Origin of the sequence: Acidihalobacter aeolianus, assembly GCF_001753165.1 — a bacterium.
GTDB classification, from domain to species: Bacteria; Pseudomonadota; Gammaproteobacteria; order DSM-5130; family Acidihalobacteraceae; genus Acidihalobacter; species Acidihalobacter aeolianus.
The window spans coordinates 1,183,831-1,197,606 of the sequence record NZ_CP017448.1; the positions used below are offsets into that span (position 1 = coordinate 1,183,831).

Consider the following 13,776-nt stretch of genomic DNA (forward strand, 5'->3'; position numbering starts at 1 on the left):
GGCGGGATGTCCGGCGTTTCCGGGCAGGATGCAAGCACGGCCGAGCCGGTCATCGAACAGCGCACCGGCCCGATAACCCTGGGTGATCATGAATTCCAGGAGATCCGTGAATTCATCTACCGGCGCGCAGGCATTCATATGAGCACCGCAAAGCGCGCCCTGGTTGCCGGGCGGCTGGAAAAACGTCTGCGTGAACTGGGTTGCCGGGGATACCGCGAATATCTCGATCGTTTGCGCGGCGACGCCGGTCCAGGTACGGAAGTGCAGCGGGCCATCGATCTGCTCACCACCAACGAGACGTATTTTTTCCGCGAACAAAAGCATTTCGCCTTTCTAGCCGAACGCGTGCTCCCCGAACTGCAGTCGGCATCGAACGTACGCATCTGGAGCGCGGCCTGCTCCAGCGGCGAGGAGCCGTACAGCGTCGCCATGTTGCTGGCGGAACACCGCGGAACGAAACCCTGGGCGGTGCTGGCCACGGACCTTAGCCAGCGGGTGCTGGAACGGGCTGCGAAGGGCGTCTACCCGATGGAGCGGGCGGAGCGCATTCCCCGCCCGTATCTGCGCGCATACTGTCTCAAGGGCGTCGGTTCGCAGACCGGGAATTTCAGCGTGGCCAGAAAGCTGCGCGACCACGTGAGCTTCCGTCGACTCAATCTGAACGAGGCATTGCCCGGCGACATCGGCGAATTCGATGTGATCTTCCTGCGCAACGTGATGATTTATTTCGACCTGCCCACCAAGCAGGCGCTATGCAAGCGACTGCTCGCCCATCTCAAGCCGGGAGGCTATTTTTTCATCGGACATTCCGAGACGCTCAACGGCGTCAATTCGGACGTGGCCCTCGAAGCGCCTTCGATCTTCCGGCGACCGTGAACGCGGAAAACTGGCGGCGATACGATATTTTCCTCAACCCGGGCGAGTTTTTCTTCGGCGGGGAGGACGTGCGCGTCAAGACGATTCTCGGTTCCTGCGTCGCGGTGACGCTCTGGCATCCGCAGCTGCACATCGGCGGGATGGGGCATTTCATGCTGCCGAGCCGCGGTCGTGGTTCGCCACGACAGGACGATACGGCCTGGGACGGCAAATACGCGGACGAGATGATGCACCTGTTCATGGAGGCGATCCGTAGCGCGCAAACGCGACCCCGCGACTACGAGATCAAGCTCTTCGGCGGCGGCAACATGTTTCCCGGCCTGCGTTCCCACTCGACCCAGGGCGGGGTTTCGGCGCGCAACGTGCATGCCGCGCGCGCATTGATGGCGGCCTATGCCTTCAAGGTAGCGGGCGAACATCTGGGCGGCGAAGGTCATCGCAGCCTGGTGTTTGATCTTGCCGACGGGGCGGTGTATCTCTCCTACAGGTCGGCAATCACGCGAGGTGATCGATGACGCCTATCACGGCGGCAGGCAAAATCAAGGTACTGATCGTCGACGATTCGGCGGTGGTTCGGCAGGTGCTGCAGGCGACCTTGAGCAAGGACCCGGCGATCGAGGTGATCGGTGCCGCATCGGACCCCCTGTTCGCGATGCAACGGATGCAGCGCCAGTGGCCGGATGTCGTCGTGCTCGACGTCGAGATGCCGCGGATGGACGGGATCACCTTTCTCGGCCATCTCATGCGCGAGCACCCCACGCCGGTGATCATCTGTTCCACGCTGACCGAGAAGGGGGCCGCGACCACCATGCAGGCGCTGGCGGCCGGGGCGGTGCAGGTGGTGACCAAGCCGACCGTGGGCGTGCGCGACTTCCTGCTCGACAGCGCCAACGATCTGGCCGCCGCGGTAAAGGCCGCAGCGCGCGCGAACATGGGCAATCTGGCCCGCCGCCCGTCGCCGGCACCCGTTTCCCAGCCGGCCGCCGCACCCGAGCAGGGTGAGGCGATGCTGCGGACCACCGAGTGCATCGTGGCCATCGGCACCTCGACCGGCGGCACCCAGGCGCTCGAAACGATCCTCACCGCGTTGCCCAAGGTCACCGCACCGATCGCCATCGTGCAGCACATGCCGGCGATGTTCACCGCCGCCTTCGCCGAACGGCTCAACGGTCTGTGCCAGGTGGAAGTACGCGAGGCGAAATCGGGCGACCGGCTGCTGCCCGGTCTTGCGCTCATCGCCCCGGGCGGGTGCCATATGAAGATCGTCCGGCAGGGGGCGCAATACTACGCCGAGGTGTTCGACGGGCCGCTGGTCAACCGCCACAAGCCGTCGGTGGATGTGCTGTTCCGTTCCGCCGCGCAGGTGGTCGGGCGCAACGCCATCGGCATCATCATGACCGGCATGGGCGGAGACGGTGCGCGCGGACTCAAGATCATGCGCGACGCGGGTGCGACCACGATGGCGCAGGACGAGGCGAGCTGCGTGGTGTTCGGCATGCCCAAGGAAGCGATCAAGCTCGGTGCCGCCGAGCGCGTCGGCGGCTTTGCGGAAATCGTCGGCCTGATTCGCCAGGCCTGAGCCGCGTCAACGCGGCCCGAACACGATCTGGTAAAGCAGGTCGATGCCCTGGGCGGTGCCGGATTTCGCTTCCACGCTGAAATGCTGCGACAGGCGGTAGTTGAGCGCCAGCGTGTTGCTGTGGTCGAACAGTCCGGCGGCGTAGCGCACGTAGAGGTCCGGGGTGAGGTATTTGCCGAGCAGCAGCGCGCTCTGCTGCAGGCTGTCGCCGCCCTGCACGCCGATCTCGCTGAGCCCGGTGCGCGCCTTGAGCGTACTCAGCAGACCGCCGCTGCCGCCGCCCTGGTCGAGGTGCATGCTCGCCAGCGCCTTGAGCAGCAGTGCGGCATCGCTTTTCGACGAACCGGCCAGTCCGTGCCCGGTGATCAACCAGGACAGCGCCTCGGACTCCGACATGGGCGGCGTGGCGCTGACCCGCGAGCGAGGTGTTTTAAGCGTGCCGGTGACGGTCAGCTGCGCGGTGACGTCGCCGGTCTGGCGTTGGGCGACGATGTCGAGTCCCGGGTTGTCCACCGGCCCGGCGAAATTGAGCACGCCGCGGCTGATCGTGAGGTTGAGGCCGTAGGCGGCGTAGGTGCCATTGACGATGCTCAGGCTGCCGTCGGCGGTCGCCGGGGAGCCGCTGTGCTGGTTGAGCAGCAGACTGCCGTTGAGCTGCCCGGCCAGACCGAAGGCGTCGAGCTTGACGTTCTTCCCGAGGATCAGATTCACGCTGATGTCGTGCTGCGGACCGGCCGCCGGGGCGGATGCCTCGCTGCCGACGATGCGGGTGTCCGCGGAGACGTCGACCGCACCGGGCGGCATGCGCTTGAGGGTGATGTCGGCCTGCGGCACTTCGATGTTGCCGCGAACCCGGATCAGGGCCGGATCGGCATCGACGATCAGCTTCGGGCTGATCAACGCGGTGACCTGGGGCAGATGCACGGCTTCGAAACGCTGTCCATCGATCTGCAGGTGCACCTGAGGCCTGGGCGTCAGCCAGTGCTCGACCTGACCGGTGGCGTTGATGTTGCCAGGGCCGGATTTGGCCTGCAGGGCCAGCTGCAGGCTCTGTGCGTGTGGCTTGCCGCTGAGCACGGCGTGCATCTCATGCAGGCGGATGCCGGCCTGGGGCAGGGTGAATGCCCCCTTGTCGAGCGTGATCTGCCCGCCGATGGCGGGTGTGGAGCGCGTGCCGTCGAGCGTCACGTCGCCCTGCAGTGTGCCGGTGATGTGCTCGGTACCGGGTATCAGGCCGTTGAGGAAGGCGAGGTCTGGCAGGTTCGCACGCAGGTTGCCGTGCAGCGGCGCATCGGCGGCAAGCCCGCTGTCGACGCGGGCGTCCAGACTGCCTTTACCCGGGAGGCCGGCCTGCAAGGTCAGGGCGAATTTCTGCTGGTGCAGACTGGCCTCGACCTGCTTCAGCGCCAGTGGATAACGCATGCGCGAGGCATTCTGTCCGGTTTCGAGATAGGCATCGGGCGCAGCTGCGGTGAGCATCACCTGCGGGGCCGCTGTCGTACCAGTGACTTCGGCGCGGCCGTGCAGCAGGCCGCCGACATGCACGGATGCCGGCAGCCAGGTATCGAGCAGGGAGAGCGGTATGCGTGCCCAGTCTGCCTGTGCGTTCAACTGACTGCCAGCCAGCTTCATCTGGGCACAGAGGTGCGCAGACGCGTCGCGCGTGTCCTGCAGGCACAGTGGCGAGACGGCGTACTGGCCGCGTGAAACATCGATCATGGCCGGCCTGGTGAGTTTCCAGTCGCCTGTCACGCGGGTGCCAGTCGCCAGGCGAGTCAGCCGACCCTGCCAGCGCGAGAACGCATGGCTGAAGCCGCCTTCCAGCGAGAGATTTAGATGCGCATCGGCCGATTCGGCGCTCAGGGAGAGGCGTTGGGACGACGGATGTCCGCTGGCGTTAAGCAGAATCCGGTTGAGCTTGAGACTGCCGCGCCTAACGCCGCTCAAGGCCAGGCGAGCAACGAGTGCGTTGTTGCTCGAAGGGATGATGCTGCCTTGCAGGCGCGCGATTCGTAGATCGCGCAACTGAAGTTTCTCGCCCGAGATTCGGGCGTCGATGCGCGGCCAGGTCCAGGGGCCGGCAAGGCTGCCGCTGGCGCGCAGTCCGCCTTGGGCCTGGGCGGTGAATGCATGCAGCTGCGGTACGTCCAGGCTGAACTTGAGGTTTCCGCGCGCCGAGCCGGCGTGGCCGGCCAGGTCCAGCGTGGCATCGAGTACGCGCAGGTGCGATGGATCCAGGCTCAGTTCGTGCGTGACAAGATCGAGGCTGCCGCGTGCCCGGGCCTGCACTGGTCGGGTGCGCAGCGCGCCTTCGAGCCGGCTCAGGTCGAAGTGCAGCGTGCGCGCGTCGCCGGACAGGGCGGCCTGGAGGTTCAGTCGTCCCGGCCAGTCGGTCCAGTGGAGCCCCGGGTTGAGGCCACTTCCCTGTAAGTCGAGATGCCAGGCCAACGCAGGCTGCCAGGCGATGCTGCCACTGGCCTTGAGCGTGCCGTTGAGCAAGGCAGCGGTGAGCCGCTGCAGGTCCAGCTTTTCGCGGTTGCCGCCGGCCTGGGCCGCCAGATGGGGTATGTCGAGGGTGCCTGCGCGCAGGTCGGCCTTGAGATCGAGTCGGTAGGCGTCGAGACCGCCCGATAGACGCAGGGTTCCGGTGCGGCTTTCGACCTGAGCGGGCCCGCTCAACGGCCAGCGTGCCTGCTGCCACGAAAGACTGAGAGTTGCGTTCTGTGCGGGGACATCGATTTGGCCGGCAATGCGTGCCTGGAAGGGCTGCTTCAGGTGCTGCTCGATGCGCAGGGCGGTCAGCTTGCCTTGCAGCGTGCCGTGACCCTTCAGTGCCTTGCCGCCGGCGAGCTGCCAGTCCCATGCCGTACGCAGGTCGAGCGCCATCGCGGGTGCGAGGTCCAGCTCGCCGACGACCGCCAGTCCGCCCTGCGGAGTGCGTACGCTCAGCCGGGTCAGGTGCAGGCGATTGCCCGCGAGGCTGAATTCGCCGCGGATGCGGGCAATGCGCATCGGCGTGCCCTGCTCGACGACGACGAGGTCGTCGATGCTCAGGGCCCCGACATGTACCGCCAGCGGCAGTGCCGGCAGGGTGGTCGGGGAGGCGGGCGAGGTTGCCGCTGTTGAGGCAGGCGGAGCATGGCGCACGACGAGGACGTGCTGCGCGGTCAGTGCGTCGATCTGCAGCCGGCCGGCGAACAGGTCCAGCGGGCGCCAGAGCAGCCCCGCGTGGGCAATGTCGATCTCAAGTTCGGCCGATTGCCAGCGCAGTCCGTCCACGTCGAGCCCGCCGAGGAGGCTGCCCCGGACAGTGGAAAAAGCCAGCTGGCCGTGGCTGAGTTGCACGGCCGTTTCCAGCAGCCAGCGGCTGCCTGTCGGGGTGCCGATGAAGACGTAGGCTACCGCGGTCAGGATCACGAAAGCCGACAGGGCGCCGTAAAAGATGCGAGCCAGCCAACGCCTCACAGCTCGGGACCCATGCTGACCTGAACGGTATAGAGGCCGGCGCCCGGGAGGGGATTGAGCGCGCGTCCGATGTCGAGACGGATCGGGCCCAGCGGCGAACGCCAGCGCAGGCCGACACCGGCACCCCGGCGCACGATGAACGGCCAGTTATCGAAGGCGTTGCCGGCGTCGTAAAACACCGCCCAGTAGAAGTTGCCGTAGAGGTGGTGGTCGTATTCGACACTGCCCACGGCCAGATAGCGCCCGCCGACCACCACGCCCTGGGCATCCGTGGGGCCGAGGCTCTGGTAGGCGAAGCCGCGCACGCTGCGCGCACCGCCGGCGAAGAAACGCAATGTGGCAGGGAGTTGGGTCACGTCATTGACGGCGGTGGCCCCGAATGATGCGCGGGTCAGGATGCGGCCGCCGAGGGTCGACACGATGTCATGGAGGGACAGCTTGGCCTGCACGAAACTCACGGTCGAGACCACCCCGCGCGCAGCACCTGTCAAACCAGCATCCACTGCCCAGCCGTTGCGTGGGTAGATCGCGGGGGTGGCCACGGTCCTGCTGAACCCGATCCCGGGCATCAGAAAGTGACCGGACAGGGTCTGGCCGGCGATGGACGAGTTCTCGTTCAGGTAGGTCAGAGAAAGCCGGCGCAGCCAGTCGTCGGCGAGCATGTGCGTGCGCGTGGCGGCCAGTTTCCAGATGCGTGATTGAGCAGTGAGGGTGTTCTGGTATTGATAGCCGCCTTCCAGCGTCAGCCAGTCGGTGCGCGGGTTGGCCAGCGGTATCTCGTAGCGCGCGGTGGCCTGGGACTGGATGCGCGCGAGCTGCAGGTTGAGCGCGAAGCGGTGGCCGGCATGGTTCACCCGGCGGTCGCGGAAATCCAGGCGCAGGGTTGGCCCGGTGTCGCTGGAATAACCGGCGCCGGTGAGCAGCTGGAAGCGGCGTGCCGGCGTGGTCACGAGATGCATGGGTACCTCGCCGTCATGTCGGCCATGCACATCGGTTACCAGCCGGACGCTGTCGAAATAGCCGCTCGAGACCAGCGCGTTCTGGCTTTCGATCACCGCGGCGCTGCTATATGGCTGTCCGGGGCGGTAGTCGAGGAAGCCGCGCACCAGATCGGGGTTCAGCGAGTGCAGGTCGAGCTGGGTGGGGCCGAAGACATAACGGCGCCCGGTGGTGAATTCCAGCTCGATGCGCGCGCTGTGCGTCTGCGGGTCGACAAGTATGCTGTGACGCAGGAACTTCGCGTCGAAGTAGCCGTGCTCGCGCGCCGCGGTTTCCAGGCGTTGCTTGAGCGCGCTATAGAGTCCCTGGTCCAGGGTCGTGCCCCGGCGCAATCCGCTGTCCGCGAGCAGGGTGCGCAGTGCAGGGTCGTCCTTGCCGGAGCCGGACAGGGCGAGATCGAGTGCGGTGATTCTGACTGGAGAGCCCGCCGTGACATGCACGTTGATGTGCCAGCAGGCGCCCTCGTGCCCAAGCTGCGGCTTGATCGTCGGGCTGTAATAGCCGAGTGCGTTGAGCGCATTACGGACCGCACGGGTGGCCTGCGTCTGGGCGAGATCGGCCTGCCAGGCGGGAGCATCGCAGGCGAGCGTAACACCGCTCAGGTGGGCGCGGGCGTTGTCGAGCAGTGCGCCTGACAGACCCTGCACCTCGATGCCGGCATCCGCTGCCTGCGCCGGTACCGGCAGGAACAGGGCAGGAATGACCAAGGGGAGCAGCAGGCCGAGACTGTGGACGGCGCGTGGGCGAAGCTGTCTGCGGCGCTGCGGGTCATCGGGCGAGGGGGGCATTACGGCGGCGGGCATGGCTCCATCATACCTTGCGAGCATAGTGCTGGCAGCGTGTCGTGCGGTGTCGGCATTGACTATGATGTTGCCGACATTCCGGTATCGAGGTGACGACGTGGACCTGGGACTGAGCGGGAAATGGGTGGCGGTGACCGGCGGTACGGCCGGCATCGGTGCGGCCATCGTGGAGGGATTCGCGCGCGAGGGCGCGAACGTGGCCTTTTGTTCGCGATCGGCCGAGCGCGTCGGCAACATGCTGAGCGTGCTGGCGCGCTATCCGGTGGAAAAGCGGGGCGCGGTCGTCGACGTGACCGACGGCAACCGCCTGAGCCGCTGGCTGGAGGACCTGGCGCGCATCGACGTCTTCGTGCCGAACGTGAGCGCGATCTCGCCGGACTGGGAAACCACCCTCGAAACCGATCTGCGGGCCACGGTGCGCGCAACCGAGGCGGCGATCCCGAGGCTGGCGGCAGCCGGATCGTCGGCCATCACCTATATCGGCAGCAAGGCCGCAACCTTCGGCACCCCGGGCTACGAATCCTACGGTGCAGCCAAGGCGGCGTTGACGCACTACATGAAATCGCTGAGCCGTCGCCTGGTGGGGCAGGGTATCCGGGTGAACACGGTGGCGCCGGGCGACGTGTTCGTGGAGGGCGGCTTCTGGGACCGCATTCGCCGCGAGCAGCCGGCGGCATTCCGCGAGACCCTGGAGGCCAACCCGCTGGGGCGTCTGGCCACGCCCGAGGAGATCGCCGACGTGGTGGTGTTTCTGTCCAGCCCGCGGGCGAGTTTCGTCACCGGCGCACACTATCTGGTCGACGGCGGTGCGACCCTGCACGTGCAGTCGTGAGTCGGCGGGATACGGGCGGCCCGTTTCTGGCGACCCGGGTTCCGACACAGGAGGATCGGGCATGAACGAGCGTAAACACGATACCTACACCGGCGGTTGTCTGTGCGGCGCCGTGCGCTATGCCGCCGAGCGTTTCGAGCCGGAGATGGCCCACTGTCACTGTTCGATGTGCCGCCGCTTCCATGGTGCGGCCTACGCTACCTTCGGCCGGGTGCGGCGCGAGCATTTCCGTTGGCTGAGCGGAGAGGATCGGCTGCGCGCCTATCGTGCCGACAACGGCACCGTGCGCCGCTTCTGCGCGGATTGCGGCTCCAGCCTGAGCTTCGCGCCCGCGAACGACGACGGGCGCTATGTCGAGGTGGCGCTGGGCACGCTGGACGGCGAGCTGGAGCAGCGCCCCGATGCGCATATCTTCATCGGTTCGAAGGCCAATTGGGTCGAGCCCTGCGACGGTCTGCCGCAATATGTCGAGGATCGCCGCGGACCGCGTGCGGACGGCTAGGCGGGCCTCATTCCCAGCGGAAGCTCCAGGCACCGACGGCGAGAAAGACCGCGGTCATCACGGCCAGGGTGATCAGGTTGGGGGCGATGGCGGCGAGGCCGTCGCCGTCGAGCATGATCGCGCGGGCGGCATGGATGATGTGCGTGAGCGGGAAAATCAATGCGATTTTCTGCATCCACGGGTTCAGCCCGGCGAGCGAGAACCAGACCCCGGAGAGGAACATCATCGGCCAGGTGATGGCGTTGAGCAGGCCGCCGGCCAGCTCCTCGCTGCGCAGCCGCGCGGCCACCAGCATGCCGAGGCTGATCAGGCAGGCCGAACCGAGCAGGAACACCAGCAGCAGATCGAGATAGGAACCCATCACCGGGAAGCCGAGCATCAGCTTGAGGCCGAAGAAGATGATGGCGGTGACGATCAGCATCAGCCACAGACGCGAGAGTACCTGGGCGGCAAGAAATTCGAAGGCGGCGAGTGGCGTCGCCTTGAGGCGCTTGAGCACGCCGTTGCGGCGATAACGCACGATCACGTAACCGACGCCGAACAGGGCGGAGAACATCATGTTCATGCCGAGCACGCCGGGGATCAGCCAGTCGACGTAGCCGATCTGGCGACCCTGGACGGTAGCCTGGCGATACTCGCCGGCCTGGGTCTCGCTGCCGGCGAGGATGCGTGCGAGCAGATAGCCCTTGGGCGAGCTGTCGTTGATCCAGTAGCGCTTGTCGCCGGGGTCGACGAACATGTCGAGCTTCTGATGGCCGACCCAGGCGATGCCCTGGTCCCGTGTGTGTACGGGTACGAAGCGGATGTAGCGGGTGGCGAAGAAGCCGCTGTCCGCATGCGGCCCGTAGACACCGACCTTGTAGGTGCTCAGCGAGTTGCCGCTGTAGGCGAAGGCGAAGCCGAGCACCACGAACAGCGGCAGCGCGAAGTTCCAGGCAAGCGCGGCGCGGTCGCGCAGGAATTCGAGATTGCGGGCCTGGATGACGGCGAAGATACGTGCGAACACTGGGTTCTCCTAGCCCCTCAGGGCCTCGCCGGTGAGTTCGAGGAAGAGGTCTTCCAGCGTGCGGCCGCGGATGCGCAGACCGCCGAGGGGGACTTGCGCGTCGAGCAGTTGGGCCAGCGTGCCGTTGACGTCGCCGGTCTCGATTTCGAGGTGATCGTGCTGGCGGCGGATCTCGAAGGGCAGGCGCTCGGGCGCTTCTACCGCGTCGGCGGGCAGCTGCAGCACCACGTCGCTGAAGTGGCGGGCGAGGAGTTCGTCGGGGGTGCCGCGTGCGATCACTTGGCCATGGTCCATGATCGCGATCTCGTCGCACAGGGTGTAGGCCTCCTCCATGTAGTGTGTGCTCAGGAGAACGGTCTTGCCCTCGGCCTTGATGTCCTCGATCAGATGCCAGAAATTGCGCCGTGCCTGGGGGTCGAGGCCGGTGGTGGGCTCGTCCAGGAAGAGGATGTCCGGGTCGTTGATCAGGGCGATGGCGAGCAACAGGCGCTGGCGCTGGCCGCCGGACAGGCGGCGGCTGTCGCGGTCGAGAAATTCTTCTAGCGTGCAGCGGGCGATCAGTTCCTCGATCGACCGGGTGCGTGGATACAGGCGCGAGAACATGCGCAGGGTCTCGCGCACGCTGATGTGCTCGGGCAGGGCGGTGTGCTGGAACATGATTCCGGCCTCGTTGCGAAAGCGCGCGCCGAGCGGCTCGCCGCGGTAGCGGATCTCGCCGGCAGACGGCTCGCTCAGGCCTTCGAGCATTTCCAGGGTCGAGGTCTTGCCGGCGCCGTTCGGGCCGAGCAGGCCGAGGCAGCGTCCGGCTGGCACGGCCAGGTCGATGCCGCGTACGGCATGCACCTTGCCATAGCGTTTTTCGAGTCGGCTGGCGGCGAGCAGGGCGTCGTCGGTCACGGGGGGCTCAATCGGTTCCGATGTGGTGGTCGATGCGTCCGCGGGACAGGTCGATGAACAGGCGGTCGCCGTCGAGCACGCTGGCGCAGGCGAGGAGGAATATCTCCACGAACTCGTTGCGCTCCTCCTCGGGCAGTTCGCCGCCCGGGGTGAAGGTGCCGAAGGTGGCGTCGTGGAACGAGGCGATGTAGACGATCATCGCTTCGATGCGTTCGCGATCGTAGGGGTTGGGCCCCTTGAATCCGGCGAACACGGGGGTGTCCCCCAGCTTGCGACGGATCGTCTCGTCCAAGTGTTCGAGGTATTCGAGCGCGCTCATACGCCCATTCGCATCCGCCAGGGTGACGTCGAGGCTGACCCGCGCGCCGCTCCGTGTTTTCAGCGAGATTCGCTTCTGGATGGGCGTGCCGCTCTCGGCGGGCGGTTGTGGGCCGGACACGCTCACGGACTCAGTCGACGAGGGTGCCGGTCACGACCGCGTCCCGGCCGTCGGCCACGAAGTACACCTCGGGCTTGAGGCCGACCGCGCGGAACTGATCGGCGATCTCCTCGGGACGCAGGAAGTGGTTGCCCTGGACGTGCTCAGTGAGGTTCTGGAAGGCCATGGCGCGGCGGTCTGGGCTGCGCAGGTCGCTGCGGTTGGCGGGCCAGTTCGGCTCCCAGATGACCGCGGCGCCGCCGGGCTTGAGGTGTTCGCGCAGGATGCGGAAGACGTTCTCCTTCTGGTCCCAGACGTGATGCAGCGCACGGTTCATGGCGATCAGGTCGACTGGTTCCTCGATATGGAAGCGGTTGAGGTCGCCGACGGCGAAGGTGAGACGGTCGCTGAGGCCTTCGGCCTCGGCCATCCGGGTTGCCTGGTTGACGTTCTCCTCGAAGCCGTCCATGCCGATGCCGCGCAGGTGCGGGTAGCGGCGCGCGAGGCGGCGCAGGTACCAGCCGTTGCCGCAACCGAGATCGACTGCCAATCCCCCGCGTGAGTCCACCTCGCGGAACACGGGTACCTGATCGAGCACCTGCTTGTCGAGTAGCGGGCCGAACTGGTATTCGAGCATCGGGCCGAACCAGGGCAGGATGGTTTCGCGCTCGGCGAGCACGGATTCGCCGGGACGTTCGCCGGTGCGCATCAGGCCGGCGGCGCGCTCGGCCATGTGCGCGGACAGCACCGACATCACCGCGAACGGCATCAGAGTGCCTGGGCTGTCGGGCAGGAAGGCGCGCCCGCTGTCGCTCAGGCGGAACACGCCGGGCTCGATTTCCTCGAGATATTCGAAGGCATAGGCGGCGTCGCACCAGCGGTCGACGTAGCCGGAATCCATGCCGGTGTCCTGTGCCAGTTCCGGCACGCTAGCATGGGTGAGTCGGTCCAGCGCGGCGAAGAGACCATTGGCGACGCCGATGAAGGCGATGTTCAGGCTCACTGCGCCCTGGGCGCGGCGCATGATGTCTTGACGCAGGGAATCGATCTGGCTGCTCATGGGCACTCGCTTGGTGGCGGTTGGTATTTCGCTGGGCGCATATCCTAGCACCGTGGAGACGACAGCGGCATGTCGGTGCCGGGGCGTGGGCGAGGCTATAATGCGGGCTTTGCTTTGCAGAGGGTCTGACATGCGCTTGGGTACTCCGTTCACGCCGAATGCCACACGGGTCATGCTGCTGGGATCGGGAGAACTGGGCAAGGAGGTGATCATCGCCCTGCAGCGGCTGGGCGTGGAGGTGATCGCGGTAGACCGCTATGCCGATGCGCCAGGGCATCAGGTGGCCCATCACGCGCGGGTCATCGACATGAGCGACGGTGCCGCCCTGCGTGCGCTGATCGAGGCTGAGCGCCCGCAGATCGTGGTGCCCGAGATCGAGGCCATTGCCACCGACACCCTGGCCGAGATCGAGGCGGAGGGGCTGGCCGAGGTCATCCCCACCGCGCGTGCGGCGCAGCTCACCATGAACCGCGAGGGTATCCGCCGACTGGCGGCGGAGACTTTGGGCTTGCCTACCTCGCGCTATGCTTTTGCCGATTCTCTGGACGGGCTGCGCGTGGCCTGTGCAGGGATCGGCTTCCCCTGTTTGGTCAAGCCGGTCATGTCGTCTTCCGGCAAAGGGCAGTCCCTGTTGCGCGGCGAGGATGACGTCGAGTCCGCCTGGTCGTATGCGCAGAGCGGCGGTCGCGTGCGCCGCGACCGGGTGATCGTCGAGGAGATGATCGACTTCGAATTCGAGATCACCCTGCTCACGGTGCGCGCGCGCGGCGCCGACGGCGAGATCGGTACGCAGTTCTGCGCCCCCGTCGGACACCGTCAGGTCAGTGGGGACTACGTGGAGAGCTGGCAGCCCCAGCCGATGAGCGAGGCCGCACTGACGCGCGCGCGGGAGATTGCCGCCAAGGTCACCGATGCCCTCGGTGGGCGTGGCATATTCGGCGTCGAATTGTTCGTGCGCGGCGACGAGGTGTGGTTCAGCGAGGTGAGCCCGCGCCCCCATGACACCGGCCTGGTGACGCTGGTCACCCAGGCGCAGAGTGAGTTCGCTCTGCATGCCCGCGCCATCCTGGAGCTGCCGGTCTCGACCGAAATGCTGAACCCGGGGGCCAGCGCGGTGGTCTACGGCGGGATGGATGCGCGCGGCATCGCCTTCGAGGGCGTCGCCGAGGCGCTGGCCGTGCCGGGTACGGAGCTGCGCCTGTTCGGCAAGCCGGAGGCCTTCGTGCGCCGGCGCATGGGCGTTGCCCTGGCGCGCGGGCGCGATATCGCCGAGGCGCGCGAGCGTGCCTCGGAGGCGGCCGCGCGGGTGCGTCCGGTGCAGCCCGATTGATTCCTCAAC

The 13,776-nt window shown here is 66.7% G+C and carries 12 protein-coding genes; 6 read left to right on the forward strand and 6 right to left on the reverse strand.

Annotation, left to right across the window (positions count from 1 at the left end):
* Positions 1–6: 6 nt before the first annotated feature.
* From BJI67_RS05475 to BJI67_RS05485, 3 genes are read left to right on the forward strand one after another with little or no spacing between them, the layout of a single operon-like run.
* Positions 7–876, forward strand: coding sequence for a CheR family methyltransferase (locus tag BJI67_RS05475; RefSeq protein ID WP_083250660.1), 870 nt, complete (start codon positions 7–9; stop codon positions 874–876).
* Positions 873–1,391 carry a hypothetical protein gene (locus tag BJI67_RS05480; RefSeq protein WP_070072183.1) on the forward strand — a complete coding sequence of 173 codons (519 nt, stop codon included), beginning with the start codon at positions 873–875 and terminating at the stop codon, positions 1,389–1,391. Before BJI67_RS05475 ends, BJI67_RS05480 begins: the two co-directional genes overlap by 4 nt.
* Positions 1,388–2,455 carry a protein-glutamate methylesterase/protein-glutamine glutaminase gene (locus tag BJI67_RS05485; RefSeq protein ID WP_070072184.1) on the forward strand — a complete coding sequence of 356 codons (1,068 nt, stop codon included), beginning with the start codon at positions 1,388–1,390 and terminating at the stop codon, positions 2,453–2,455. Before BJI67_RS05480 ends, BJI67_RS05485 begins: the two co-directional genes overlap by 4 nt.
* Before the next feature lie 6 nt (positions 2,456–2,461).
* On the opposite strand, the gene BJI67_RS05490 is transcribed toward BJI67_RS05485, so the two are convergent.
* Positions 2,462–5,920 (reverse strand): translocation/assembly module TamB domain-containing protein, encoded by a 3,459-nt coding sequence (locus BJI67_RS05490; protein WP_070072185.1) that lies wholly within the window; start codon positions 5,918–5,920, stop codon positions 2,462–2,464.
* Positions 5,917–7,722, reverse strand: coding sequence for an autotransporter assembly complex protein TamA (locus BJI67_RS05495; protein WP_197513322.1), 1,806 nt, complete (start codon positions 7,720–7,722; stop codon positions 5,917–5,919). The genes BJI67_RS05490 and BJI67_RS05495 overlap by 4 nt, the downstream gene beginning before the upstream one ends.
* A gap of 97 nt (positions 7,723–7,819) precedes the next feature.
* On the opposite strand from BJI67_RS05495, the gene BJI67_RS05500 reads away from it, so the two are divergent.
* Together BJI67_RS05500 and BJI67_RS05505 are read left to right on the forward strand one after the other, a co-directional pair.
* Positions 7,820–8,554 (forward strand): SDR family NAD(P)-dependent oxidoreductase, encoded by a 735-nt coding sequence (locus BJI67_RS05500; RefSeq protein WP_070073976.1) that lies wholly within the window; start codon positions 7,820–7,822, stop codon positions 8,552–8,554.
* A 61-nt stretch (positions 8,555–8,615) separates the two neighbouring features.
* Positions 8,616–9,056, forward strand: a complete 441-nt coding sequence (locus BJI67_RS05505) for a GFA family protein (RefSeq protein WP_070072187.1) — start codon at positions 8,616–8,618, stop codon at positions 9,054–9,056.
* Between the two features lie 7 nt (positions 9,057–9,063).
* Here BJI67_RS05505 and BJI67_RS05510 read toward each other — a convergent pair whose 3' ends face one another.
* From BJI67_RS05510 to BJI67_RS05525, 4 genes are read right to left on the reverse strand one after another with little or no spacing between them, the layout of a single operon-like run.
* Positions 9,064–10,062 (reverse strand): ABC transporter permease, encoded by a 999-nt coding sequence (locus tag BJI67_RS05510; RefSeq protein ID WP_070072188.1) that lies wholly within the window; start codon positions 10,060–10,062, stop codon positions 9,064–9,066.
* A 9-nt stretch (positions 10,063–10,071) separates the two neighbouring features.
* Entirely contained in the window at positions 10,072–10,959 is an 888-nt protein-coding gene (locus BJI67_RS05515; protein ID WP_231940905.1) for an ABC transporter ATP-binding protein, read from the reverse strand.
* A 7-nt stretch (positions 10,960–10,966) separates the two neighbouring features.
* The gene (locus BJI67_RS05520; RefSeq protein WP_070073978.1) at positions 10,967–11,398 is read right to left on the reverse strand and encodes a hypothetical protein; all 432 of its coding nucleotides are present in this window, start codon (positions 11,396–11,398) and stop codon (positions 10,967–10,969) included.
* Between the two features lie 10 nt (positions 11,399–11,408).
* Positions 11,409–12,437: a class I SAM-dependent methyltransferase gene (locus tag BJI67_RS05525; protein ID WP_070072189.1), complete on the reverse strand. Its 1,029-nt coding sequence runs from the start codon at positions 12,435–12,437 to the stop codon at positions 11,409–11,411.
* A 130-nt stretch (positions 12,438–12,567) separates the two neighbouring features.
* Here BJI67_RS05525 and purT point away from each other — a divergent pair, with 130 nt between their 5' ends.
* Complete coding sequence (gene purT, locus BJI67_RS05530; RefSeq protein WP_070072190.1) at positions 12,568–13,767, forward strand: formate-dependent phosphoribosylglycinamide formyltransferase; 1,200 nt, start codon at positions 12,568–12,570, stop codon at positions 13,765–13,767.
* The last annotated feature ends 9 nt before the right edge of the window (positions 13,768–13,776 follow it).